Raw genomic sequence first — 25402 nt, 5'->3', positions numbered from 1 at the left:
CGCCTACGCGGGGAAATCAGTTCACTGGACTGATTTCTGATCCCGCTTCGATGCATAGGATAATGCGTAAGACAAATAGTTAGAGCGGTTCCACGATTCCGCTTTAACCGGGACCGCTCTCAGTGCACAATCGACAATGAAAAAGCCGCCCAAAGGGCGGCTTTTTTGTATTTGTCACGCCATTCCGATGAGGAATGGATTGTTGCGGCGCTCCTCGCCGAACCGTCCGCCCGGGCCGTGGCCGCAGATAAAGCCGATATCGTCGCCGAGCGGCAAAAGCTTCTTGCGGATCGAACGGATCAGCGCATCATGGTCGCCGCCCGGCAAATCGGTGCGACCGACAGAACCGTTGAAAAGTACATCGCCGACAATCGCGAAACGCGCTTCCGGGCTATAGAAGACAACATGACCGGGCGAATGGCCGGGGCAGTGGAACACGTCGAACGAGTGCCCGGCGACGGTGACCTTATCACCTTCTTCCAGCCAGCGATCCGGCGTCACATTGCGCACGCCGTCGACAATTCCATATTTGAGACCTGTCATCACAAGACTATCCAGCAGGAACTGGTCGTCGACATGCGGACCGATAATCTCGACGCCGAGCTTGTCCTTCAGATCAGCCGCAGCGCCCGCATGGTCTATATGGCCATGGGTAATCCAGATGGCTTCAACGTCGATACCCTGCGATTGGATCGCCTCCTCGATCTTCGGCAGATCACCGCCCGGATCGATGACAACGCCCTTCTTGGTCTCGCCGTCGAAAAGAATGGTGCAGTTCTGCTGGAACGGGGTAACGGGGACGATAATCGCCTGTAGCTGGCCCATGCTGGATACTCCATCGCATATGTGGATCGGCGAGGATCGCGCGAACCGCCGCCTGTGTTGTTCCACACATAATGGCCCCGACCCGATACGGAAAGGGCTTTAAGACCCTTCAAGTCTCGTTTCACGCTGATCGGATGATGCTACAAAAAACGGACGGCACATGGCCGTCCGTTTTATCCCTCTCAAACCGTTCGTCTTGCCGGTTGGCTGTAAAAACTGCGCCGTCTACCCGGAGCACTTCCAAAAACTGGAGCGCGCTCCAAGCTGCTATTTTATAGACATCCTTGCTCGACCCGATGTTTCCATCCGGTCGCGAAATGCTTTCCTCAGGCCTTGCTGGCCATTGAATTCTTGATCAGCCCCACGATTGCAGTCAGAACGATACCGCCCACGCCACCGCCAGCAAGCTGGCCGATTGCGCCGTTCAACATCGAATCCACACCACCGCCGGAGAGCATCGGAAGAAGCTGGCCGAGGATGACACCGCCAATACCGCCAGCCACGGTGTTACCCGTTGTCCCAAGGCTGATGTTCTTGACAGCACCAGCGATATTGCCACCGACAGCACCGGCAACCAGCTGGAGAATGATAGGCAATAGAGATTCCATAATCGTCACCCCATTTCTGTTAGAGCGCATTCCGAAAAGAATGAACGGTTTCGGAATATTTGCGCGCCTGATCAATTATTAGAGCGTCGATTTGACAGGATCAGATCAGAGGCCGCTCTAATACCGGAACAACGCGATTCCGGCATGAAAATCTTGAGCCGAAACTTCCCAATGTCAAACAATAAGCAGTAAAGTAACTAAAAAGCGGCCCGAAAGCCGCTCTTTTTCTGTTCAAAACCCAGTCACTCAGCCGCTTCGCGCTTTGGCTGCACTTCCGCTGTATAAGCATCCATTAATATGCTGGTGATCTCGGCTGGCTTGAACCGGTACTGACCTATCTCCGAAACGGGTGTAACTTCGGCAGCAGTGCCACACAGGAAGCATTCGGAGAAATCTGCCATTTCTTCCGGCATGATTGCGCGCTCAATGACTTCAATGCCACGACGCTTGGCCAGATCGATGATCGTGCGGCGAGTGATGCCGTCGAGGAAGCAATCCGGCTTCGGCGTATGCAGCGCACCGTCCTTGACGAAGAACACATTTGCACCGGTTGCTTCCGCAACCTGGCCACGCCAGTCGAGCATCAGCGCATCAGCATAGCCCTTGGCTTCCGCCGCATGCTTGGAGATCGTGCAGATCATGTAAAGGCCAGACGCCTTGGACTTCGACGGCGCCGTGCGCGGGTCCGGACGGCAATATTCGGCGATGTCGAGGCGAATGCCCTTCATCTTTTCTTCCGGCGAGAAATAGCTCGGCCATTCCCAGCAGGCGATTGCCACATGAATGCGGTTGTTCTGCGCCGAAACGCCGAGCGAGTCCGAGCCGCGCCAGGCAAACGGGCGCACATAGGCATCGACATAGCCCATCTTCTTGATCAGCGCCCGACAGGCATCGTTGATCTCTTCAACGCTGTAAGGCAGCGCAAAGCCGAGAAGCCGCGCAGATTCATGCAGGCGCTCAGTATGTTCGTTCAGCTTGAAGATTTCGCCGCCATAGGCGCGCTCGCCCTCAAAAACCGTGCTTGCATAATGCAGCCCATGGGTGAGGACATGAATTTTCGCGTCTTTCCAGTCGACGAATGCACCGTCCAACCAGATATATCCGTCCCTTTGATCGAATGGAATCGCAGCCATTTTCTTGCTCCTAAATGTTTTCCTTGCGGCGCTGTCTCAGGGCAGATTCTGCTCGGGCAAACGTCTCCGCATTCCCATTTCACCGGTTAAATCGATATTACCGGCAAAACAGGCGCCTTTTTCCGCACGAATACTGGCCTTTTGGTGCGAAATGCTTAGAGCTTGGGCAAAGATTTTGCGCAAAACTCTAATGGAGCACGCATGGACAAAAAATAATCCTCCCAATCCGCGGGACTTCGCGGTCGCAGCGTTTCTTTCACCGCCTCCACAGCAGTGATCGAAAACCCCGGTCGCGTAATTATCTCTCCTCCAGCATGCGCCAGCGTAAACATTGTTCCAAAAAGCCAGCTCACGCTTATCGAAAATTATCTGGGCGGTTGAATTATGTCAATAATGCTGACATATTTATCGCAGCAGTACGGAGCATCGATGTGAATTCGACGAACGACATGAATTATATAAGCAATCCGTTGACAGCCGAGGAGGCGGCCGATCTCAACGTTATCGAACTCTTGTTCTTTTCTTATCGCGACTTCACCGCTGACCCTGATCTCATTCTCGAAAAGATCAGCTTTGGCCGTGCGCATCACCGCGTACTCTACTTCATCAATCGCAAGCCCGGCATGACGGTTGCGGAACTTCTGGAAGTGCTGCGCATCACCAAGCAAAGCCTGTCGCGCGTTCTCAAGCAACTGATCGATACCGGCCATGTGGTTCAGGCAACCGGCCTGCACGACCGCCGCCACCGCAAGCTTTACCCCACGAAAAGCGGACGCCAGCTGACGCTCGCCCTCGCCTTGCCGCAGTCGCATCGCATTGCCCGCGCCCTTGAGGGATGCGCCGCGCAGGACCGCGCTGTCATCGAGCGCTTCCTGTACAATATGGTCAATCCGGAACGCCGCGCCCAGATCGACGCTTTTTCCAGCACAGAGCCCTCTTGAACCCCGATCGGAATTAAGTGTTACGGTAGGTAGCACTAAGTGCTTGTGTAAAAACATATAAGCAAACACGGCGAATAGACGTGCCACATTCCAGTCGATAATATGCGCGTCCGACGGCCCTGTGTCGTCAGCGAACAGAAACTGAATGGGATCGAAAGACGCCATGACCGCAGAAGAACAAAAAACACTCTCGGATGACGCCCCGCATCTGCTCGTTGTCGATGACGACACGCGAATCCGCAGCCTGCTTTCGCAATATCTGACCAATAGCGGCTTCCGCGTCACCATTGCCGGAAGCGCTGCCGAAGCGCGCCGCAAGCTGGAAGGCATCGACTTCGACCTTCTGATTCTCGACGTGATGATGCCCGGCGAAACCGGCGTTTCGCTGACCCGCTCGCTGCGCGAACAAAAGAACGTACCGATCCTGATGCTGACCGCGCTGTCGGAAACCGACAACCGCATCGATGGTCTGTCGGCAGGCGCAGACGATTATCTGCCGAAGCCGTTCGATCCGCGCGAGCTGACGCTACGCATCAACAATATTCTGCGCCGCGGCGCACCGCCTGCCCAGCCCAAGATCGAACAGATCGTGTTTGGGCCTTACACATTCTTCATTCCACGCCGTGAATTGAAGAAGGGCACCGAAACCATCAAGCTCACGGATCGCGAGCAGGACATTATGGCAATCTTCGCGGAACGCGCGGGAGAAACCATTCCACGTCATGAATTGACCGGACAGGACGGCGATGTCGGCGAGCGCACTATCGATGTTCAGATCAACCGTCTCCGCCGCAAGATCGAGCAGGACCCAGCCAACCCGGTCTGGCTCCAGACTGTGCGTGGCATCGGCTACAAGCTCAGCATCGAATAGTTGTGATTTGACGCAACCGGCCGCTGTTTGGGACGTTCTGAGACGATGACGCTCTGGAAAAATCTCTCGCGCTGGCTGGCGCGCCGGATGCCGAAAGGCCTCTATGCGCGGTCGCTCATCATCATCATCGCCCCGATGGTCCTGCTGCAATCCGTGATCGCCTATGTGTTCATGGAACGGCACTGGCAGATGGTGACCGAGCGGCTTTCGACGGCTGTCGTGCGCGATATTTCGGCGATCATCGACATTCTCGAAACCTATCCGCAGGAACCGGGTTACGACAATCTGATCCGCCTCGCGCAGCAGCGTCTGGCGCTCAATATCTCGATCCTGCCGCCCGATCCCCTGCCCGCACCGGGGCCGAAGCCGTTCTTCGCCATTCTGGATTACTTCCTCAGCGAAGAGATCACCCGCCAGATCAATCGGCCCTTCTGGGTCGATACGGTGGGCGATTCCGACCTGATCGAGATCCGCATCAAGCTCGACGACAAGGTGCTGCGCGTCTTCGCCCGCCGCAGTCAGGCTTATGCGTCCAATACCGGCATCTTCCTGACCTGGATGGTGGGCACCGCGCTTGTGCTTCTCATCATCGCCATTGCCTTCCTGCGCAATCAGATCAAGCCGATCCAGCAACTGGCAGACGCTGCCGAGAGTTTCGGCAAGGGCCGTTCCATGCCGGAAGGTTTCAAGCCGCACGGCGCGGAAGAAGTACGCAAGGCTGGTATCGCCTTCATCCAGATGCGCTCCCGCATCGAGCGCCAGATCGAGCAGCGCACGGCGATGCTGTCGGGCGTCAGCCACGATCTGCGGACCATTCTCACCCGCTTCAAGCTACAATTGGCGCTGGCCGGCCACTCGATTGACGTCGAACCGCTCAATCAGGACATCGCCGATATGCAGACCATGCTGGAGGGCTATCTGGCCTTTGCGCGCGGCGAAGGTGCGGAAGAAACCGCAAGCTACGATGTGAAGCGGCTGTGCGAGAAGCTTGAAAACGAAGCGCGCCTGCGCGAGCGCGGGTTCAAATATTCTATCGACGGCGACAGTGAAATCCATGTTCGCCCCAACGCCTTCTCGCGCCTCGTCAGCAATCTGGTGTCCAACGCTTTCCGCCATGCGCAGAATGTCGAGCTTTCAATCTCGCATGAGGACGGCTGGCTGAAAGTCGTGGTGGATGACGACGGACCGGGCATTCCCGAGGATCGGCGCGAAGATGTGTTCAAGCCCTTCGTGCGGCTGGATGAAGCCAGAACGCAGGATTCGGGTGGCACAGGCGGCCTTGGCCTTGCCATCGCGCTCGATATTGCCCGCAGCCATGGCGGCGACATTACACTGGCAGACGCCCCGACCGGCGGCCTGCGCGCCATCATTCACATTCCGGCGTGACAGAGACTGACGCCGTTTCTTTACCCTGAGCATGTCGAAGGGCTCCTCATCCTGCGCGTGTCGAAGGATCGAAGGGCGAAGGAAAAGGCAAAAGACCACCCTCGTCCTTCGAGACGGCTCCTTCGCAAGCTCAGGAACCTCCTCAGGATGAGGGAGCGGCAGCGCGTGTTTTTAATCGTGAAATTATTACGCTCTAATAGAGCTTGCCGCCGTTTGGCACTTTCTTGTCGATGGCCGCGAGGACGACTTCACCGGCTTCGTCCGGCAAGCCCAGCGTCAGCACTTCCGACATGAACGGTCCAATCTGGCGCGGCGGAAAATTCACCACGGCCAACACCTGACGGCCGATCAGCTCTTCCGCCTGATAATGTTTGGTGATCTGTGCGGAAGACTTTTTCACGCCGATCTTCTCGCCGAAATCGATCTTCAGCTTGTAAGCAGGTTTGCGCGCTTCCGGAAAGGGCACCGCTTCCACAATCGTACCCGTACGGATATCGACCTTCTCGAAATCAGCCCAGGTGATTGTTGCGTCTTCGCTCATATCCGTCCGCTTTCGTCGTTCCAAGCATAACCCGGCGCTTGTCCCGCCGGGCTATCTGTTGATCCTGATCAGGCGCGTCCGACTGTTTCGAACACGACGCTTTCCAGCGACTCGCGCGCACTGACACCCGACCAGACCACGAACTGGAAGGCCTGGAAATAGGTTTCGCAAGCTTCGAGCGCTGCGGCCAGCAGCACTTCCACCTGACGGCTCGTCGGTTCTGCACCGCCTGCCAGCAAAAGCGACTGGCGGTACATGATGGCGCCTTCCTGCTGCCAGAGATCGAAATGCCCCATGAGAAGCTTTTCGTTGATCAGCGAAAGCAGGCGCATCACCTCGTTTACACGCGGCTCTGCCACCTTGATGTCGAATGCGCAAGCCAGATGCAGCGCCTCGAAATCTTCCATCCAGGAAAATGAGATGTGATAATCAGTCCAGTTGCCCGCAACCGAAATTGCGATTTCATCGTCGCCAGTCCGCTCGAATGTCCAGTCGTTTGAATGCGCAACCTGCTCGATCACATCCACCGGATGCGCCTCGCGTGCGAATTCAAGCTCAAGAAGGCTCATGTCCGTTTCCTGTTCTGTGAGACACCCTCAAGCCGGATGTCTCAAATTCCCGGCGCGCAAGAATTGCTCGCCCGCACCCGCCGCCGCGCAAGAACCGAGCGCAGAAAAACAGGCACGAATTGATCGGTCGAGGAACCGGCATGCCAAACAGCATGCAAGCGCCTCAATGGCACACGCACATACGCAACTGATACTGGAAAGCAGCCTGAAGACGCGAAAACTAGAACTACAGCCCCTCGCCGCCGCCTACATGACCACACTTCGAATCATGTAGTGTTTTCAGTCTATTGATGCTGAATCTGAACGCCAGTCCCTTTTCAGAAAAGAGACATGAAAGCATGTGGAAACATGAAAGGGGCTGGCCGCGAGCATTGCCTTAAGCGACTCTAAGACAAGGGTTTTTACCGCCCGCGGCCTGTTAATAAATAATCAGGAATTATTTTTGGATTTTGCCGATGAGGAGGCCGATTTTGCCGGTTTGGCATCGGAATCGCCTTCGAATCTGGCAAGACGTGCTTCAAGTGCTTCGATTCTTGCCAGCAACGCACTGTTTTCGGCGCGCGCCTTGATGGCCATTTCACGCACCGCTTCGAAGTCTTCGCGCTGCACCACGTCAAGCGTGTTGAGCACGCGCTCGCTTTGCGAACGCAGAGCCGTTTCCACTTCACGGCGCACGCCTTGCGCCGCGCCTGCCGCATCCGTCACAAGCTTGGCGAGTTCATCGAGAACCCGGTTTTGTCCGCTGGTCATGGCAATCGTTCCTTATTTCCAGGAGAGACCTGTTGAAAACATAAAATGGAAATAGGGCCGTCTCAGTTCCGATGCAAGCGCAGCTATAGAAAGTGATCATGTTGGCAGAGTGGTTTCCGTGAAGATTGAATCGTCGTAACCGCTCTGGCTTTTTGTTTTAACGCACGTCTTACCCGAAAACCGCTTTGCACCTTTCGGAACGTGCTCTAGGCGATGACAGACATGGAGCAGGACAGCTTGACCGTAACCGGTTCGTCCAGCATGTTCCGTCACAAAATGGAGTGATTTCATGATAGAGACGTTGCTGCCGGCTTCGGCCCTCGCCTTTCCGAATATTGACCCGGTGATCTTTTCCATCGGACCGCTGGCCGTGCACTGGTACGGGCTCGGCTATGTCGTCGGCATCATGTTCGCGTGGTGGTATGGCAAGAAGCTTCTGCGCAGCCATCGCCTCTGGGCGCATAACCAGCCGCCCATGGCGCCCGAAGCGCTCGACGATTTCGTCATCTGGGCAGCGCTCGGCGTCGTTCTGGGCGGTCGCATCGGCTATGTGCTCTTCTATAATTTCTCCTATTATATATCCAATCCGATCGCCATTCCCGCGGTCTGGGACGGCGGCATGTCGTTCCATGGCGGGATTCTCGGCACCACCATCGCCATGATCCTGTTTGCGCGCTCGCGCGGCATCAGGGTCTGGAGCATGTTCGATGTGGTTGCTGCCGGTGTGCCGGTCGGCCTCGGCGTAGTGCGCGTTGCAAACTTCATCAATTCCGAACTCTGGGGCCGTGTCAGCGATGCCCCATGGGCCGTTTATTTCCCGAATGGCGGGCCGCTACCGCGCCATCCAAGCCAGCTTTACGAAGCCTTCCTCGAAGGTTTCGTCCTGTTCTTCGTCTTGTTCCTGTTGGTCTGGGTTGGTCGCAAGCTGAAGAAGCCCGGATTCATCGCAGGCGCATTCGTGACCGGCTATGGCCTCAGCCGCATCGCGGTCGAGTTCTTCCGCGAGCCGGATGCGCAGCTCGGCTATCTGGTCGGCGGTTGGCTGACCATGGGCATGGTGCTTTCGGTGCCAATGGTGCTGATCGGCCTGTGGGCCATGTGGCGCGCCAACCGCGCAGCTGCCAAAGATGCCTGAGACAACGCTGAAAGACCGGCTGAAACGGCTGATCGCCACAACGGGGCCGATCAGCGTCGCCGATTACATGGCCGCCTGTCTGGGCGACCGCGATTCCGGCTATTACACGACCCGCGAACCCTTTGGCCGCGAGGGCGATTTCATCACCGCACCTGAAGTCAGCCAGATGTTCGGCGAGTTGATCGGCATCTGGTGCGTCGCAGAATGGGACGCGCTTGGTCGCCCGGCCAACACCGTGCTGTGCGAAATCGGCCCCGGGCGCGGCACGCTGATGAGCGATATGCTGCGCACGATCAGCAAGCTTGCGCCTCAAATGCTGCCGGGCCTGCGTGTCGCCATGGTCGAGACCAGCGCACGCCTTGTCGAAAAGCAGAAACAAAAGCTGGCCGATTTGGGCGTATCCGTCACGTGGTTCGAACGCTTTACAGATGTTGACGCCGATACGCCCGATGCACCGTTGATCCTCGTATCGAATGAGCTGTTCGACGCCATCCCGTTCCGGCAGTTCGTGAAGTCCAACGGACGTTTCGTGGAACGGCTGATAGGGCTTGATGATCAGGATCAGTTCCATTTCGTCAGCGGCGCGGGCGGGATCGACCCGGCGCTTTTGCCGGAAGACCATGCACAGACGCCCGAAGGCACAATCTTCGAGGCGGCCCCGGCGCGAACTGCGCTGCTGCAGGAAATCGCGCAACGTATTGCAACGACGCGCGGCGCGGCACTCAACATCGATTATGGCCATCTGCAATCCGGCTTTGGCGACACGCTGCAAGCCATGCTTAAACATGGCTATGACGATGTTTTTGCCCATCCAGGCATTGCCGACCTGACCAACCATGTCGATTTCGACATTCTTGGGCAGGCTGCACGCGCCTCTGGCTGCAAGACCGGCACCATGACGCAAGGCGAGTTTTTGCTGGCTATGGGGCTGCTCGACCGCGCAGGCCGTCTGGGCACCGGGCGCGATGCCGCCTTTCAGGAAAAGATCCGGCAGGATGTGGAGCGTTTGGCAGCGCCCGATCAGATGGGCACCTTGTTCAAGGTGCTGGCATTCAGCGACCGCGACACCCGCCTCATTCCTTTCGAGACAGCCTGACCGTCATTTGCTCTTCAAAAAGCTGCAATTGACAAGACAACCTGCCTCCCCCACCATCCCGATCCACTCGTCTGAGCATGATCTTTTCGGAAAGCCGGTTCCCACTTTTCCGGATCATGCTCGGTCTAACAAGGCCAATACATCATGACTGACACGCCGCAACCGCTCCGCTCGCCTCTGCTCGACAAGCCCGCCGGTCAGGCCGGGAAGCGCATTGCGCACGGCTTTTTCACGCGCAAAGGCGGCGTTTCAGATGGTATCTATGCCGGGCTGAATGTCGGTGCCGGATCGGATGACGTGGCAGAACATGTCGCGGAAAACCGCCGCCGGGTGGCAGAATCGCTTGGCGTTGCGCCGGATCATCTTTTGACCGTGCATCAGGTTCATTCGCCCGATGTGCTGCATGTGACCGCGCCTTTCGATTCGCCACGCCCCAAGGCCGATGCCATGGTGACCACTGTTCCCGGCATTGCGCTCGGCGCGCTTTCTGCCGATTGCGGTCCGGTTCTGTTTGCCGATCATGAGGCCGGTGTCATCGGTTCCGCCCATGCGGGCTGGCGCGGTGCATTCAGCGGTGTGCTGGAAAATACCATCGACGCCATGATCGGTCTTGGCGCAAAGCGCGAGAACATCGTCGCGGTCCTCGGGCCGACAATCGGTCCCGACAATTATGAAGTCGGACCGGAGTTCTATGCAGAGTTTTTGAGCAAGGACCCTGCCTATGCGCGCTATTTCCGCGCTTCGGACAAGCCGGATCACAAGCTTTTCGATCTGTGGACCTTCATCACCGACCGCCTGACCAAGGCTGGCGTACAGGCCAGCTCCCTTCGCCAGTGCACTTATGCCGATGAAGACCAGTTCTTTTCCTACCGGCGTACCACCCACCGCAAAGAGTCGGATTACGGACGCCAGATTGCAGCCATTGCTATCGTCGCTGCCAAAGATTCCATTTGAGGAGAACCGCATGGCCCTTCACTTCGAGCCGGAAGAATTCGCCGCACGCCGCGACCGTCTGATCTTGAAGATGGAGGAGGAAAAGCTCGATGCTCTCCTGCTGTTCGCACAGGAAAGCATGTACTGGCTGACGGGCTATGACACGTTCGGCTTCTGCTTCTTCCAATGCCTTGTGGTGAAGGCCGACGGTTCGATGGTGCTGATGACGCGCTCGGCGGATTTACGTCAGGCGCGCCAGACCTCGAATATCGAGAACATCGTCGTCTGGACCGACCGCGACAATGCCAATCCGGCAGCGGACCTGCGCACTATCCTGACCGAGCTTGATCTGCTCGGCACCCGTATCGGTATCGAATACCAGACCCATGGCCTCACTGGCGCAAATGCCCGCAGGCTCGACGAGCAATTGCAGAGCTTTGCCAAATTGTTCGATGCGTCCGGTATGGTGGACCGCCTGCGCCTTTTGAAAAGCCCGGCGGAAATCACCTATGCCAGGCGCGCGGCGCAGCTGGGCGACGACGCGCTCGACGCAGCGCTGAAGACCACACGGGCCGGCGCAAGCGAAGCCGATATTCTGGCCGCGATGATGAGCGCCAATTTTGCCGGCGACGGTGACTATCCGGCCAATGAATATATCATCGGTTCCGGCGAAGACGCCCTGCTCTGCCGTTATAAATCCGGTCGCCGCACGCTCGATGCCAATGACCAGCTCACGCTCGAATGGTCGGGTGTGTTCCGCCATTATCACGCGCCGATGATGCGCACGATCCTGATCGGCCAGCCGACAGAGCACCACGTCAAGCTCTACGATGCTGCCCGCGAGGCGCTGGAAGCCGTCGAGGCGGCAATGACACCGGCATCAACATTCGGTGATGTATTCGACGCCCATGCCCGCACCATGGAGGCACACGGGCTGACACGCCACCGCCTGAATGCGTGCGGTTACTCGGTCGGCGCGCGCTTCACACCGTCATGGATGGACCCGCAAATGTTCTATGCAGGCAATCCGGAGAGCATTCAGCCGGATATGACGCTCTTCGCGCATATGATCATCATGGATTCCGACAGCGGCGCTGCAATGACGCTTGGACAGACATACCTCACAACAAATGGTGCGGCTCAGCCATTATCCCGCCATTCTCTTGATATGCTTATCGCCTGACATCATTGTCAAACGGCCCACGATCGGCGATAAATCGGCCTGACGTGAGAACCGCCTGTATTTTCAGGACTATGCGTTTTCAGGAGCATGAAGCCGAACATGAACAAGGCACATATTTCGATGATGCTGTTGCTTGCCGGAGCGCTCGCTGCCTGCAACAGCACCGAATCCGCACTGAACGTGCAGGGCTCTGGCCAAAACACAAGCCAAGCCTCTGGCCAAGCCACAGGCCAGGCTGTCGGCCAGACCGCCGGACAACCGGCTAACGGTCAGGCAACGACGCCGGGCGCTGTGACGACCCCTGGAACCACAACGCCTGCGACCACACCGGGGCGCACGGCGACGCTGAAGCCGGGCAAGCTGCACATTGCGCCTATTGTCGGCGCGCCCGTCAATGTCGTGACGCCGCTGACGCATCGCATGAATGACGATGCCAAGGCCAAGGGCGTGGAGCTGGCAGGCGCCAATGACACGAGTGCTGCCTATGTCATGAAGGGGTACTTCTCGGTTCTCTCGGAAGACAACCAGACGACCGTGCTCTATGTCTGGGATGTGCTGGACGCTTCCGGCAACCGGTTGCACCGCATTCAGGGGCAGGAGAAAGTGCAAGGTGCAGCGGCAGACTCATGGAGCGTGGTGCAGCCCGCCACGATGCAGGCCATCGCCGACCGCACCATGCAGGAATATTCTACGTGGCTTGCGGCAAATCGCGCATAAACTATGAGCATTTTCAGCAAGGAACTGAAATCCCTTACTGAATCCCCGCTTTTTGACACGCGGAAAGGCCGGAAATCCGGCCTTTTTCAACAATTGTGAACAGTCGGGCCTTGCAATGACGATGACTCTTTGCAATAGGCCGCACATTCGAGAAAACCTTGTAAGCTGCTGTACTTAACCTGACCGGCCAAAAGTACGCGGCTTTAAAGTTTTTAAAGGATGACGTTGCTGGGCCCCGCATCGTTGCGGTCCATGCGCGAAACAAGATTACGTCCGTTATACGGACTTTTTGCGACAGAACGAAACCGCAAACCTATCGCATCGGCTCAGAGGCAAAAAGAATGAAACTTTTCGCAGGCAACTCCAACCGGGCACTTGCCGAATCCGTTGCTAAATATCTCAACATCCCGCTCGGCAAGGCTAGCGTTCGCCGCTTCGCCGATCAGGAGATTTTCGTAGAGATTCAGGAAAACGTGCGCGGCGAAGACGTGTTCGTTCTGCAATCGACTTCCTATCCGGCAAACGATCACCTGATGGAACTGCTCATCATGATCGACGCCTTCCGCCGTTCGTCGGCGCGCCGCATCACCGCCGTCCTGCCTTATTTCGGTTATGCCCGTCAGGACCGCAAGCCCGGCCCGCGCACGCCGATCTCGGCAAAGCTGGTTGCTAATCTCATCACCGAAGCCGGTGCAAACCGCGTTCTGACCCTTGATCTTCATGCCGGTCAGATTCAGGGCTTCTTCGATATCCCGACCGACAATCTCTATGCCGTTCCGGTTATCGCACGTGACGTGAAGGCCAACTACGCAACCGGCAACTGCATGGTCGTATCGCCGGACGTCGGCGGCGTGGTTCGCGCCCGCTCCTTGGCCAAGCGCATCGACGCGCAGCTCGCCATCGTCGACAAGCGCCGCGAACGTCCAGGTGAATCGGAAGTCATGAACGTCATCGGTGAAGTGGCTGGCAAAGATTGTCTGCTGTTCGACGATATCGTTGATTCCGGCGGCACGCTCTGCAACGCAGCCGAGGCCCTGCTGGCCAAGGGCGCGAACAGCGTCACCGCTTACATCACGCATGGCGTTCTGTCCGGCGGCGCGGTTGCCCGTATCGCCTCTTCGAAGCTGAAGGAACTGGTGATCACCGATTCCATCCAGCCGACCACTGCGATCAACGATGCACCGAATATCCGCGTGCTCTCTATCTCCGATCTGATCGGCGAAGCCATTGCGCGTACGGCAGCGGAAGAATCCGTTTCGAGCCTGTTCGACTAAAATATCAAACGGATCACAATTCCGAGGCATGCCGCGAGCAACAGCACCAGCGGCATGTTGAGCCTCAGAACGACAAGCAACAATGCCGCCGCGCCTGCGATCAGGACGGCGGCATTGTCTATTGTGCTCCAGACGGGCAAAGGCACGCTGAACGGCCCGACTGCCTTATCCAGCACCTGTGCAAACAGCACATGCAGCGAGAACCACAGCGCCAGATTGGCGATCACGCCCACGACCGCCGCCGTGATGCCACTCAGCATGGCCGAAAGCCAGCGCACCTGACGCAGCCGCTCCACGAAGGGTGCGCCCGCCAAAATCCATAGAAAACACGGCACGAAGGTAAACCACAGCGCAATGATGCCGCCGACAAGGCCGCCCAGAATCGGCGGCAGGCCCGACAGGTTTGCGGCCCCCACAAAGCCAACGAAAACCAGCACGAGGATCAGCGGTCCCGGCGTAGTTTCGGCCAGCCCAAGCCCGGTCAGCATTTCGCCGGGCTTCATCCAGCCGAAATGCTCGACCGCCTGTTGCGCCGTATAGGACAGCGCGGCATAGGCGCCGCCGAAAGTCACCGCCGCCAGCTTGGAGAAGAACGCCGCTTCCTGCACGAAGACATGCGTGCCGCCGAACGCCAGATAAAGAAGAACGAGCGGCGCGAGCCAAAGCCCGCCCCAGACCAGCGTTTGCTGCGTGAACTCGCGCAATGCGCCGGGCGTCGCCTCGCCCAAACCAGTGCCCGCCCCGCTGCCCTGAACGATATGGCGCAAGCCGCCTGCTAGAGCTGCCAGCAGAACGACGAGCGGAAACGGCAGTTTCAAAAGCGCTATGGCAATAAACGCTGCAATCGCCACTGCATAAGAAAAACCGGAAGCAAGTGTGCGTTTCGCCATGCGGTAAAGCGCTTCAAACACCACCGCCAGCACCGCTGCCTTGAGGCCGAACAGCAAGCCTGCCACCATCTCCACATGCCCGAATGCAATATAAAGTGCGGAGAGAGCAAGCATCACGATAGCGCCGGGCAGCACGAACAGAAGCCCTGCCAGCAGGCCGCCGCGCCAGCCTTTGACTGCCCAGCCCGAATAGGTCGCAAGCTGCATGGCTTCCGGCCCGGGCAACAACATGCAGAAGTTCAGCGCATGGATCAGCCGTTCCTGATCCATCCATTTTTTCTCATCCACGATGATGCGTTGCAGCATGGCGATCTGGGCGGCGGGGCCGCCGAACGACAGCAGACCCACTTTGCCGAAAGTCGCGAAGAGTTCTTTGAAACCTGGCTGCTTTACTGGCTCTGTCACGCTGCTGCCCTGAATGATCCGTTTCGCAAGCTGTCGGCGAGGATCATTACAGGTTCATGACAGTTTTCACAGGCAGCAACTTGGCCCTACTCGGCGGCTGCGCCCTCTTCCGCCAGATCGTCCGGAGCGTTGGGATCACCCGGTGCCGTTTCGCAAGCAAGATCAGGGAAATTGACAATGCGCATTCCCTTGAAATCATTACGGACAACGAGAAGTCCGCGCTCCTCGAAGTAGGTCAGCAAACGCCGGGCGCGGCTGAACGAGTGCGTGCCATAGGCGCGGGCCAGCGCCGCATCGGACGGACAAGGCGCACCGGTTACCGCCGCCTGTGCGACGATCAGGAACACGCCCTGCACATCGTCGGTGAGGCTTTCCGACAGTGACAGCGCCTGCTGCCACGTTTCGCCACTGGCCACATCGCTTTCAATGCTGGCCTGCGCCACCGCCAGTCTGCGGCGGAAGGCCGGCAAGGCCAGCGGTTCGCCCGGAACGCGGTGAATGCGGCAGCGCACCAGAAAATCCTGATAGAGAACGGCCACAGACCGGAACGAGGCCTCCGGATCATCCACAATCTCGCGCATGACCTTATCGAGTAGCTCGTCGCGTTCCGCTTCAACGATTCCCGGAAAGAGCGGCGCTTCGACCGGTTCTGCCTCGGGCTTCGGCTTGGCCACCTGCGCCAGAATTTCCGCCGTGGATGGCGGCGGTGGTGGTGGAGGCGTGCGGCGCACAACGGTGCGGATTTCCTGCGGCGCAGGCGTAAAGATCAGATCGAGCGCATCTTCCGGCGCATCGGGCAGCGGCATGAGCTTCGGCGATGACGAACGCGCGGAGGTTTCCACCTTGCCGATGCGGATCGGCAGCGGGCGCCGTGAGAGTGCCGGTCCAAGCGCCACAAAATGTCCGCGCTCCAGATCGCGGAACATTTCCGCCTGCTTGCGCTCCATGCCGAGCAGATCGGCGGCGCGGGCCATGTCGATATCGAGGAAGGTGCGGCCCATGAGAAAATTGGAGGCTTCAGCAGCCACGTTCTTGGCAAGCTTGGCCAGACGCTGCGTGGCAATGACACCGGCCAGTCCGCGCTTGCGCCCGCGACACATGAGGTTCGTCATCGCACCGAGCGATAGCTTGCGCGCTTCGTCGGACACTTCACCAGCGGCGGCAGGCGCAAAAAGCTGTGCTTCGTCCACGACCACGAGCATCGGATACCAGTAATCGCGTTCGGCATCGAAAAGACCGCCAAGGAAAGCCGCTGCCGAGCGCATTTGCTGCTCGACATCGAGACCTTCCAGATTGAGCACCACCGAAACACGGTGCTGGCGGATACGTCCGGCAATGCGGGTCAATTCGGCTTCGGTGCGGGCAGCATCAACGACGACATGGCCGTAAAGATCAGCCAGCGTGACAAAGTCCCCTTCCGGGTCGACGATGCACTGCTGCACCCACTGCGCGCTCTGCTCCAGCAGGCGGCGCAAAAGATGCGACTTGCCGGAGCCGGAATTGCCCTGAACGAGCAGGCGCGTGGCGAGAAGCTCCTCAAGATCAAGCATGGCCTGCTTGCCACCGCCAAGCGCCGCTGCCGAGGCAGAACCGCTTCCAGCAACAGCACCCATGTCGATACCGACCTGCATCTCGCCTCCTTGATTGAAAATGACAGGAACAGACGACTCGCACGGCCAGGCCAGCGGTCGATCAGGCATTCGCTTAACATCTTTGACGCAGCCAATGCCACCGGTTATGAGAAATGCCCACAGATGCCGGGCGCGGCAATCGCTGGCAGGCCAAAAAACTTGCGCTGTTGCACGCTATGGTCTATAGCCACCGCCATCCGCGTAGACACCCTTGGAGGCAACGCGGAATGGAGCGGTCCGGTCTTTCACCTTGTGACAGACGATACGGGCTGTTTCATGTTGTTTGTTGAAGCATGATCCCGAAAAGTGGAAACCGGTTTTCGGTCAAGATCAGGCGCAAAAATTACAACGAGCGACACTCCAATAACTTTGAAAGGAAATGCCATGAGCGAATCTTACGTGCTCAAGGCCGATCTGCGTACCCGGGTTGGTAAGGGGTCCTCCCGCGAACTGCGTCGCAACGGCCAGATTCCTGCAGTCATCTATGGCGACAAGCAGGAGCCCCTCGCAATCGCCGTCTCCTATAAGGAGATCTACTACAAGATTCATGGCGGTGGTTTTAAGACCACGGTTGCCACGGTCGAAGTAGACGGCAAGAAGATTCAGGTCCTCCCGAAGGACTACCAGATGGACCCAGTCCGCGACTTCCCGCAGCATGTCGACTTCCTGCGCGTTTCCGCAAAGTCGGTCGTTCACGTGAACGTTCCTGTTCACTTCAAGAACGAAGAAGCTGCACCGGGCATCAAGCGCGGCGGCGTTCTCAACATCGTTCGTCACGACGTTGAACTGATCGTTCCGGCCAATGCAATTCCGGAAGCGCTCGAATTCGACCTGACCGGCCTTGAAATCGGTGACTCCGTCCACATTTCGGCAATCAAGCTGCCGAAGGGCGTGTCTGCTGCCATTCAGGACCGCGACTTCACCATCGCCACCATTGCTGCTCCTGCCGGCCTGAAGTCGGACGAAGCTGCTGCTGAAGGCGCTGAAGAAGAAGCCAAGGACGGCGAATAATCGCTTTCCGCATTTTAGGGGCTCTGAACCATGCTGCTCATCGCAGGTCTTGGCAATCCGGGCCCCAAATATGCGCATAACCGGCATAATATCGGTTTCATGGCGGCGGATGAAATATTCCGCCGCCATCGCTTTTCCAACTGGCAGAAGAAGTTTCAGGCCGAAATCGCCGATGGCGTGATCGACGGCGAAAAAGTGCTGCTGATCAAGCCGCAGACTTTTATGAACCTCTCGGGCCAGTCCATCGGCGAGGCCATGCGCTTTTACAAGCTCACCTCTGCCGACCTCGTCGTCATCTATGACGAACTCGACCTTATTCCGGGCAAGCTGCGCATCAAGACCGGCGGCGGCTCCGGCGGCCATAACGGCATCAAATCCATCGACGCGCATGTCCAGTCCTTCCCCGGCGGCAAGAATTATCGCCGCATGCGGCTTGGCATCGGCCATCCGGGCGCGAAGGAACTCGTGCATAATTATGTCCTCGGCGACTTTGCCAAGGCCGACAATGAATGGCTGGACACGCTTCTGGGCGCTGTCGCCGACAATGTGAGCCTGCTTGCCAAGCCGGGTGACGACAACAGCTTCATGAACCGCATTGCGCTTGCCATGGGCGACGGCAATCAGCGGCCAAGCGGTTTCAAAGCCGATCCCGCGCAGTTGGATAAGGCTCCGCCAAAGGCGCAGAGCCATATCCGTCAGGCGCGGCAGAACCAGAAGAAACCGGTCATTCCTGAAAGCGGCCCGATGGCTGAAATGCTGAAAAAGCTGCTGGGCAAGAAGGATTGAAGCATTTCCAGCAAAAGCGCGAAGCGGTTTTGCGTGGGAGAATGCGTAAAAATAAGCCGTTCCAAAGGCCGCGACAGCTCCGCCTCTTGACGCTTCACACCTCAATGTCGCATAGCGACGGTAACTCTATTCTAGTCTGACAGGTACGATCATGGGTTTCAAATGCGGCATCGTCGGTCTGCCAAATGTTGGCAAGTCGACGCTTTTCAACGCGCTGACCAAAACGGCCGCCGCACAGGCCGCAAACTATCCGTTCTGCACCATCGAGCCGAACACCGGCGAAGTGGCAGTTCCGGATCCGCGCCAGAACGAGCTGGCCAGGATCGCCGGGTCAAAGGAAATCATCCCGACCCGCATCAACTTCGTTGACATTGCGGGCCTCGTCCGCGGAGCCTCGAAGGGCGAAGGTCTCGGCAACCAGTTCCTTGCCAATATCCGCGAAGTCGATGCCATCGTGCATGTGCTGCGCTGCTTTGAAGATGACGACATCACCCATGTCGAAGGTCGCATCGATCCCGTATCGGACGCACAGACGGTTGAAACCGAACTGATGCTGTCGGACCTTGAAAGCATCGAACGCCGCATCGTGCAGATCCGCAAGCGCGCCACCGGCAAGGACAAGGAAGCCCTCACCATTCTGCCGGTGATGGAAGCAGCGCTTGAGCTGCTCCAAAATGGCCAGCCGGTTCGCCTGATGCTGAAGGATATCGCAGCAGAAGACCTGCTGACGCTGAAGGGTCTGAACCTTCTGACTTCCAAGCCTGTGCTCTATGTCTGCAATGTCGCCGAAGGCGATGCTGCCAAGGGTAACGCGTATAGCGCTGCCGTCGAAAAGATGGCCGAGGAACAAGGTGCGCAGACGGTCATCATCTCCGCTGCCATCGAAGCAGAAGTTGCCCAGCTGCCAGATGAGGAAGCCAGGGAATATCTGGAGAGCATGGACCTTGAGGAACCGGGCCTCGACCGCCTGATCCGTGCCGGTTACAAGCTTCTCGACCTCATCACCTATTTCACCGCCGGACCGAAGGAAACCCGCGCCTGGACCATCCGTCGCGGCACCAAGGCTCCCGGCGCTGCCGGTGTGATCCACACCGATTTCGAGCGCGGTTTCATTCGTGCCCAGACCATCGCCTATGAAGACTACGTCAAATACAACGGCGAAGTCGGCGCCAAGGAAGCGGGCAAGGCCAGAGACGAAGGCAAGGAATACATCGTCCATGACGGCGATGTGATGCTGTTCCGCTTCAACACCTGATACGATCAGGCCGCCGTATCCCGGCGGCCTTTGCATATTTAGAGCATTTCCGGAAACCGGTTTGGAGGAGATCGAGGGTGAGCAAGCCCCAGCTGAAATACGCCTATGAGGATATGGTGCCGGGACTGAAGATCCCTTTCGGTCCGCGCACGATCAACAAGGAAGAGATCATCGAATTCGCAAGCGCATTCGATCCGCAGCCCTTCCACCTCGATGAAGAAGCAGGCAAGGCCAGCGTGCTTGGCGGCCTTGCCGCCTCAGGCTGGCAGACCGTATCGCTGATCATGCGTCTCGTTTGCGACGCCTTTCTCACCAACTCCACATCACAAGGCGGCCCCGGTGTTGAATTCACCCGCTGGAAGCGCCCGGTTCTCGCCGGCGATACGCTGAGCGGTGTTTCCACGGTCATCGACCGCCGCCTTTCCAAGAGCCGCCCGGAAATCGGTTTCGTCACGCTGCATCACGCGCTGGTCAATCAGCGCGGCGAAACCGTGTGCGAAATGCAGCATCCCTGCATGATGGGACGCCGTGACTACGACGCGGCACAGGAAGCCGAAGCCAAGGCGGGTGCGTGATGAGCTATCTTGAAGACAATCTCGGTCGGGAACTGGACATCGGCAGCTATACATTCACCGCCGAAGAGATCATCGACTTTGCCACGAAATATGATCCCCAACCGTTTCATCTCGATGCTGAAGCTGCAAAGAACAGCCTGTTCGGCGGCCTGTGCGCCTCTGGCTGGCACACGACAGCGGTGTTCATGAAGCTGAACGTCGCCTCCATCGTGCAGGCAACCAAGGACGCGCTCAAGCGCGGCGAGACGCCGCCGACTTTCGGGCCCTCGCCCGGCTTCGAAAACCTGAAATGGTCAAAGCCGGTCTATGCCGGAGATACCATCACCTATAAGCGCACCGTCCATGCGCTGCGCCCGCTCGCTTCGCGCCCGGGCTGGTCGATGCTGGCGATGAGCAGCCGCGCCTTCAACCAGAATGGCGAGGAAGTGCTGTCGTTCGAAAACGCGGCTATGGTCAAGCTGCCATAAGCCAATAAGGCCAATCATTGCTTTGGCCATTTGGCGAAAATCGCCTCCCTCGCCGCTCTGGATGCGGCGAGGCGTTCGCGTCCAAGCGCCAGAATTTCAGGTCGCGCCTGATCGGGCGTTCCGGAATGAAATGGAGGTGCAGGTGCGTATTCCAGTGTCAGTTGCACGGTTTCCGCTTCCGCCCGCCCGAATAGCTCTTCGAGAATAGACAGTCCAAAGTCGATCCCCGACGTGACGCCACCTGCCGTGATGATATTGCCGTCCTGCACGACGCGTCCTTTGGTCGGTATCGCACCGAAATGCTCCAGAAAATCCATCGCATTCCAGTGAGTCGTCGCTCTTTTCCCCGTCAGGAGTCCTGCAGCGCCAAGAACCAAGGCACCCGTGCACACGGAGGTGACATAGCGTGCATTGCGCGCCTGCTCGCGCACAAAATCCAGCACGACCGTATCCGTCAATAGTGGATTTACACCACCTCCGCCCGGAATGCCGATGACATCCAGCGGCGGGCAATCATCAAATGTAGCCGTGGGGACAAAGGTAAGTCCCGAAGAGGAAATGACCGGATTGCGATCTTTCCAGATCAGGAGAACATCCGTTCCTTCCGCCGACGAGAAAATGTCGTGCGGCCCTGTCAGATCGAGTTGCTGAATGGATGGAAATATCAGAAACCCGATCGTCAAAGTCATCGCAACATCCTTTGTAAAACTTCGCCCTCAGTCGCCTTCGAATGAAACCAGCGTGCGCACGGGCACGCCGAGCGCTTCCAGCTTCTTGCGTCCGCCAAGGTCCGGCAGATCGATGATGAAGCAGGCGGCAACGATGTTCGCCCCCATCTGCAACAACAGCTTGGCAGCGGCTTCCGCCGTACCGCCGGTAGCAATCAGATCGTCGACGAGGATGATGCGCTCGCCCTTCTCGATTGCGTCGCGATGCATCTCCATTTCGTCGATGCCATATTCAAGGCTGTAGGCAATACGCACCGTATCGCGGGGCAGCTTGCCCTTCTTGCGGATCGGCACGAAACCAGCGGAGATTTGGTGCGCAATGGCGCCGCCAAGAATGAAGCCGCGGGCTTCAATGCCTGCAACCTTATCCACCTTGTTACCGGCAAAAGGATAGACGAGTTCGTCGACCGAGCGGCGGAATGCCTGCGCGTCGCCCATAAGGGTCGTTACGTCGCGGAACTGCACGCCGGGCTTAGGATAATCCGGAATGGTTCTGATGGCATCCTTCAAGGTGGCTTTGAGCCCGGATTCCATTGTCGGTCCTTTCAATTTGAACTTTCAGCAACGACGGAACGCCTCGACTGGAGAGCGGTCCCGTGACCTGCATCCCTTCCTCGTCAACGCGCCCGGCAAGGCGATCAAGACGCCTCTGGCTGTTACGCTCTTTTCAATCACGATATCGCAGCCACGCCAAGCTTATTCGCGCATGAGCGAGCAAAACGGCAGCTCTGGCGGCGGGTCTGGCCGCCATCGACTGTAAATCAGCAGCCCCACAAACAAAAAGGGCGCCTTTTCGGGCGCCCTCTTTTCAAAGATCAGCTGATTGCTCAGTGCTTCACATCAGACCAGATCGACCGCTTGGCGATATAGGCCAGACCCGCAAAGAGAATCAGGAACACAATCACCCGGAAGCCAGTGCGCTTGCGCTGTTCCAAATGCGGTTCTGCTGCCCACATCAGGAAAGCCGAAACGTCACGCGCATACTGGTCCACCGTCTGCGGCGAGCCGTCATCATAGGTCACCTGACCGTCATTGAGCGGCTTGGCCATGGCAAGCGCTTTTGCCGAGATGAAGTACGGATTATAGTGCGTACCTTCGGCAATCTGCATGCCCGCTGGCGGCTGCTCATCGAAGCCAGTCAGCAGCGAATGGATGTAGTCCGGGCCACCTTCGGCATATTGCGTGAAGATGTCGAAGATGAACTGCGGGAAGCCGCGTTCCACTGCGCGCGCCTTGGCGATCAGCGAAAAGTCAGGCGGAGCCGCACCATTGTTTGCAGCCGCAGCAGCGGCCGCATTCGGGAATGGCGCCGGGAAATGGTCGGTCGGCAACGCCTTGCGGGTGAACATTTCACCTTCGCCGTTCGGGCCGTCCTGCACTTCGTATTCGGCAGCCAGTGCCTTCACCTGTTCCGGCGAATAGCCGAGGTCTTCCAGCGTACGGAAGGCCACCAGGTTCATGGAATGGCAGGCCGAGCATACTTCCTTATAGACCTTCAGACCGCGTTGCAGCTGACCCTTGTCATAGGTGCCGAACGGGCCGGCAAAGCTCCACTTTTCCTGCTTTGGATGGTGGATCGGGAAATGCGTCGGTTCCGCCGCATTGCCGCCCTCCTCAGCGAAGGCACCGCTCATGGAAAGACCAAGTGCGACCAGCGGAGCGATACCAAAGGCAGCGAAGCTCTTGAGGATGTTTTTCATCGTTACGTCCTTCATATCTCTCGCTGGTTCAGCCCTTGATTTCCACGGGGGCAATCTCGGCCTTGCCTTCGCTCTTCGCCAGCACAGCCTCGGTGATCGAGTTGGGCAGACGCTTCGGCGTCTCGATCAGGCCGAGAACCGGCATGATGACGATGAAGAAAGCGAAATAGTAAAGCGTACCGAGCTGCGCCATGAAGACATAGGAGCCTTCGGCAGGACGCGAACCCAGCCATCCAAGGAAGATGGCGTTGATCACGAAGAGCCAGAAGAACAGCTTGAACCATGGGCGATAGACAGCCGAACGAACCTTCGACGTATCGAGCCACGGAACCACGAAGAGGATAGCGATCGAACCGAACATGGTCAGAACGCCGCCGAGCTTGGAGTCGATCGGGCCGATGTTGAAGGTGATGGCGCGCAGCATCGCGTAGAACGGCAGGAAGTACCATTCAGGAACGATGTGAGCAGGCGTCTTGAGCGAGTCGGCCGGGATATAGTTATCCGGGTGGCCGAGGAAGTTCGGCATGTAGAAGACGAAATAGGCGAAGAACACGAAGAAGACGAGCGCGCCGAAAGCGTCCTTGATGGTCGCATAAGGCGTGAACGAAACCGTGTCGGTCTTCGACTTCACTTCAATGCCGGTTGGGTTGGTCTGGCCCGTGACATGCAGCGCCCAGACGTGCAGGACGACAACGCCCGCAATCATGAACGGCAGCAAATAGTGCAGCGAGAAGAAGCGGTTCAGCGTCGGGTTGTCGACCGCAAAGCCGCCAAGAAGAAGCTGCTGTATCGGCTCGCCTATGACCGGGAAGGCCGTGAAGAAACCGGTGATAACCGTTGCGCCCCAGAAGGACATCTGGCCCCACGGCAGCACGTAACCCATGAAGGCGGTCGCCATCATGAGAAGGAAGATCACCACACCGAGGATCCACAGAAGCTCGCGCGGCGCCTTGTAGGAGCCGTAGTAGAGACCGCGTGCAATATGCAGGTAAACGGCGATGAAGAAGAAGGATGCACCGTTGGAGTGCATGTAGCGCAGAAGCCAACCAGAGTTGACGTCGCGCATGATCTTTTCGACGGAATTGAACGCAATGCCCGTATCCGCAGCATAGTGCATCGCCAGAACGATGCCGGTCAGAATCTGCGCGATGAGCATGAAGCTCAAAATGCCACCGAAGGTGTACATGTAGTTCAGGTTACGCGGCGTTGGATAGGCCACGAAGGAATCATAGACCAGACGCGGCAAGGGAAGCCGTTCGTCCACCCATTTTTCGATGCCGGTCTTCGGCGTATATGTGGAGTGTCCACCACTCATGTCTTCTCTCCCCAAGACCTGTTTTAGCCGATCCTGATGACCGTATCGGAAGTGAACGCATATTGCGGAATGTGCATGTTTTCCGGTGCCGGGCCGCTGCGGATACGACCCGCAGTGTCATAGGTCGAGCCATGGCATGGGCAGAACCAGCCGCCGAATGCGCCGGATTCACCAAGCGGCACGCAACCCAGATGGGTGCAAACGCCGATCATGATGAGCCAGTTTTCCTTGCCTTCACCTGCCGAGCGGGCAACGTCGGTCGCCTGTGCGTCGGATGGAAGGTTGGCATTGCGGGCGACCGGATCCTTGAGATCACCGAGAGCCGCGCTCTTGCCTTCTTCCACTTCCTTGGCGGAACGGTTGCGGATGAATACCGGCTTGCCGCGCCATTTGACGGTCAGGGACGCGCCTTCTGCGAGAGAAGAAACGTCGACTTCGATGGAAGCGGCTGCGAGTGTCGAAGCGTCTGGACGCATCTGGTCGATAAACGGCCATGCCAGTCCGCCAACACCGACCACACCGGCCATTCCCGTCGCAATATAGAGAAAATCACGCCGTGTCGGCTCAGCCGTGTCGTGTGCGCTCACGTGCCAACTCCCTTTTAATCTGCATGTTCAATTGAACTCTCCCCTCGTCCGCTTTTGCACCTGCGCAAAAGTTATCCCGCAAGTGCTCGC

27 protein-coding genes are annotated in these 25402 nt (G+C 58.0%); 14 read left to right on the top strand and 13 right to left on the bottom strand.

What is annotated here, in order from left to right:
• Positions 1–174 precede the first annotated feature (174 nt).
• The 3 genes from FHW00_RS05115 to FHW00_RS05105 all read right to left on the bottom strand — a co-directional run bounded on the left by FHW00_RS05115 (position 175) and on the right by FHW00_RS05105 (position 2566).
• The gene (locus FHW00_RS05115) at positions 175–825 is read right to left on the bottom strand and encodes an MBL fold metallo-hydrolase (protein WP_078338730.1); all 651 of its coding nucleotides are present in this window, start codon (positions 823–825) and stop codon (positions 175–177) included.
• Between the two features lie 326 nt (positions 826–1151).
• The gene (locus FHW00_RS05110) at positions 1152–1433 is read right to left on the bottom strand and encodes a hypothetical protein (protein ID WP_078338731.1); all 282 of its coding nucleotides are present in this window, start codon (positions 1431–1433) and stop codon (positions 1152–1154) included.
• A 242-nt stretch (positions 1434–1675) separates the two neighbouring features.
• Positions 1676–2566: a branched-chain amino acid aminotransferase gene (locus FHW00_RS05105; RefSeq protein ID WP_078338732.1), complete on the bottom strand. Its 891-nt coding sequence runs from the start codon at positions 2564–2566 to the stop codon at positions 1676–1678.
• A gap of 431 nt (positions 2567–2997) precedes the next feature.
• On the opposite strand from FHW00_RS05105, the gene FHW00_RS05100 reads away from it, so the two are divergent.
• The 3 genes from FHW00_RS05100 to FHW00_RS05090 all read left to right on the top strand — a co-directional run bounded on the left by FHW00_RS05100 (position 2998) and on the right by FHW00_RS05090 (position 5764).
• Complete coding sequence (locus FHW00_RS05100) at positions 2998–3507, top strand: MarR family winged helix-turn-helix transcriptional regulator (protein ID WP_078338869.1); 510 nt, start codon at positions 2998–3000, stop codon at positions 3505–3507.
• A 163-nt stretch (positions 3508–3670) separates the two neighbouring features.
• On the top strand, positions 3671–4378 hold the full coding sequence (locus FHW00_RS05095; protein ID WP_078338733.1) for a response regulator: 708 nt from the start codon (positions 3671–3673) through the stop codon (positions 4376–4378).
• A 45-nt stretch (positions 4379–4423) separates the two neighbouring features.
• Entirely contained in the window at positions 4424–5764 is a 1341-nt protein-coding gene (locus FHW00_RS05090; protein ID WP_078338734.1) for an ATP-binding protein, read from the top strand.
• Positions 5765–5957: 193 nt separating this feature from the next.
• Here the strand turns inward: FHW00_RS05090 and FHW00_RS05085 are convergent, their stop codons facing one another.
• From FHW00_RS05085 to FHW00_RS05075, 3 genes are all read right to left on the bottom strand, one after another.
• Entirely contained in the window at positions 5958–6305 is a 348-nt protein-coding gene (locus FHW00_RS05085) for a tRNA-binding protein (protein ID WP_078338735.1), read from the bottom strand.
• 68 nt (positions 6306–6373) lie between these two features.
• Positions 6374–6874, bottom strand: coding sequence for a type III secretion system chaperone family protein (locus FHW00_RS05080; protein WP_078338736.1), 501 nt, complete (start codon positions 6872–6874; stop codon positions 6374–6376).
• A gap of 429 nt (positions 6875–7303) precedes the next feature.
• A complete protein-coding gene (locus FHW00_RS05075; RefSeq protein WP_078338737.1) occupies positions 7304–7624 on the bottom strand; it encodes an accessory factor UbiK family protein in 321 nt (106 codons plus the stop codon).
• A gap of 289 nt (positions 7625–7913) precedes the next feature.
• Here FHW00_RS05075 and lgt point away from each other — a divergent pair, with 289 nt between their 5' ends.
• The 6 genes from lgt to FHW00_RS05045 all read left to right on the top strand — a co-directional run bounded on the left by lgt (position 7914) and on the right by FHW00_RS05045 (position 13962).
• Positions 7914–8759 carry a prolipoprotein diacylglyceryl transferase gene (lgt, locus tag FHW00_RS05070; RefSeq protein WP_078338738.1) on the top strand — a complete coding sequence of 282 codons (846 nt, stop codon included), beginning with the start codon at positions 7914–7916 and terminating at the stop codon, positions 8757–8759.
• Positions 8752–9855: a class I SAM-dependent methyltransferase gene (locus FHW00_RS05065; RefSeq protein WP_078338739.1), complete on the top strand. Its 1104-nt coding sequence runs from the start codon at positions 8752–8754 to the stop codon at positions 9853–9855. The genes lgt and FHW00_RS05065 overlap by 8 nt, the downstream gene beginning before the upstream one ends.
• A 144-nt stretch (positions 9856–9999) precedes the next feature.
• A complete protein-coding gene (gene pgeF, locus FHW00_RS05060) occupies positions 10000–10809 on the top strand; it encodes a peptidoglycan editing factor PgeF (protein ID WP_078338740.1) in 810 nt (269 codons plus the stop codon).
• A 10-nt stretch (positions 10810–10819) separates the two neighbouring features.
• Entirely contained in the window at positions 10820–11971 is a 1152-nt protein-coding gene (locus FHW00_RS05055) for a M24 family metallopeptidase (protein WP_078338741.1), read from the top strand.
• Between the two features lie 87 nt (positions 11972–12058).
• Positions 12059–12688 carry a hypothetical protein gene (locus FHW00_RS05050; protein WP_078338742.1) on the top strand — a complete coding sequence of 210 codons (630 nt, stop codon included), beginning with the start codon at positions 12059–12061 and terminating at the stop codon, positions 12686–12688.
• Between the two features lie 341 nt (positions 12689–13029).
• Positions 13030–13962: a ribose-phosphate pyrophosphokinase gene (locus FHW00_RS05045; protein WP_078338743.1), complete on the top strand. Its 933-nt coding sequence runs from the start codon at positions 13030–13032 to the stop codon at positions 13960–13962.
• On the opposite strand, the gene chrA is transcribed toward FHW00_RS05045, so the two are convergent.
• Positions 13959–15257 (bottom strand): chromate efflux transporter, encoded by a 1299-nt coding sequence (gene chrA, locus FHW00_RS05040; protein WP_078338744.1) that lies wholly within the window; start codon positions 15255–15257, stop codon positions 13959–13961. The genes FHW00_RS05045 and chrA overlap by 4 nt on opposite strands.
• 86 nt (positions 15258–15343) lie before the next feature.
• Positions 15344–16888, bottom strand: coding sequence for an ATP-binding protein (locus FHW00_RS05035; protein ID WP_078338745.1), 1545 nt, complete (start codon positions 16886–16888; stop codon positions 15344–15346).
• A gap of 384 nt (positions 16889–17272) precedes the next feature.
• Here FHW00_RS05035 and FHW00_RS05030 point away from each other — a divergent pair, with 384 nt between their 5' ends.
• The 5 genes from FHW00_RS05030 to FHW00_RS05010 all read left to right on the top strand — a co-directional run bounded on the left by FHW00_RS05030 (position 17273) and on the right by FHW00_RS05010 (position 20982).
• Entirely contained in the window at positions 17273–17899 is a 627-nt protein-coding gene (locus tag FHW00_RS05030; RefSeq protein ID WP_078338746.1) for a 50S ribosomal protein L25/general stress protein Ctc, read from the top strand.
• Between the two features lie 30 nt (positions 17900–17929).
• Positions 17930–18685 (top strand): aminoacyl-tRNA hydrolase, encoded by a 756-nt coding sequence (gene pth, locus FHW00_RS05025; protein ID WP_078338747.1) that lies wholly within the window; start codon positions 17930–17932, stop codon positions 18683–18685.
• Positions 18686–18836: 151 nt separating this feature from the next.
• Positions 18837–19940, top strand: a complete 1104-nt coding sequence (ychF, locus tag FHW00_RS05020; protein ID WP_078338748.1) for a redox-regulated ATPase YchF — start codon at positions 18837–18839, stop codon at positions 19938–19940.
• Positions 19941–20017: 77 nt separating this feature from the next.
• On the top strand, positions 20018–20515 hold the full coding sequence (locus FHW00_RS05015; protein ID WP_078338749.1) for a MaoC family dehydratase: 498 nt from the start codon (positions 20018–20020) through the stop codon (positions 20513–20515).
• Positions 20515–20982, top strand: a complete 468-nt coding sequence (locus FHW00_RS05010; protein WP_078338750.1) for a MaoC family dehydratase — start codon at positions 20515–20517, stop codon at positions 20980–20982. The genes FHW00_RS05015 and FHW00_RS05010 overlap by 1 nt, the downstream gene beginning before the upstream one ends.
• A 14-nt stretch (positions 20983–20996) precedes the next feature.
• Here FHW00_RS05010 and FHW00_RS05005 read toward each other — a convergent pair whose 3' ends face one another.
• The 5 genes from FHW00_RS05005 to petA all read right to left on the bottom strand — a co-directional run bounded on the left by FHW00_RS05005 (position 20997) and on the right by petA (position 25312).
• Positions 20997–21671, bottom strand: coding sequence for a DJ-1/PfpI family protein (locus FHW00_RS05005; RefSeq protein WP_078338751.1), 675 nt, complete (start codon positions 21669–21671; stop codon positions 20997–20999).
• Positions 21672–21698: 27 nt separating this feature from the next.
• Complete coding sequence (locus FHW00_RS05000) at positions 21699–22244, bottom strand: adenine phosphoribosyltransferase (protein ID WP_078338752.1); 546 nt, start codon at positions 22242–22244, stop codon at positions 21699–21701.
• A gap of 293 nt (positions 22245–22537) precedes the next feature.
• A complete protein-coding gene (locus FHW00_RS04995; RefSeq protein ID WP_176168315.1) occupies positions 22538–23410 on the bottom strand; it encodes a cytochrome c1 in 873 nt (290 codons plus the stop codon).
• 28 nt (positions 23411–23438) lie between these two features.
• Entirely contained in the window at positions 23439–24725 is a 1287-nt protein-coding gene (locus FHW00_RS04990; protein ID WP_078338754.1) for a cytochrome b, read from the bottom strand.
• A gap of 23 nt (positions 24726–24748) precedes the next feature.
• On the bottom strand, positions 24749–25312 hold the full coding sequence (gene petA / locus FHW00_RS04985) for a ubiquinol-cytochrome c reductase iron-sulfur subunit (protein ID WP_078338755.1): 564 nt from the start codon (positions 25310–25312) through the stop codon (positions 24749–24751).
• Between the last annotated feature and the right edge of the window lie 90 nt (positions 25313–25402).

The sequence above is a fragment of the Ochrobactrum sp. P6BSIII genome (assembly GCF_014138065.1).
GTDB lineage: Bacteria > Pseudomonadota > Alphaproteobacteria > Rhizobiales > Rhizobiaceae > Brucella.
The sequence above is the reverse complement of the archived record's forward strand: the minus strand, read 5'-3'. Positions and strand labels throughout refer to the sequence as shown.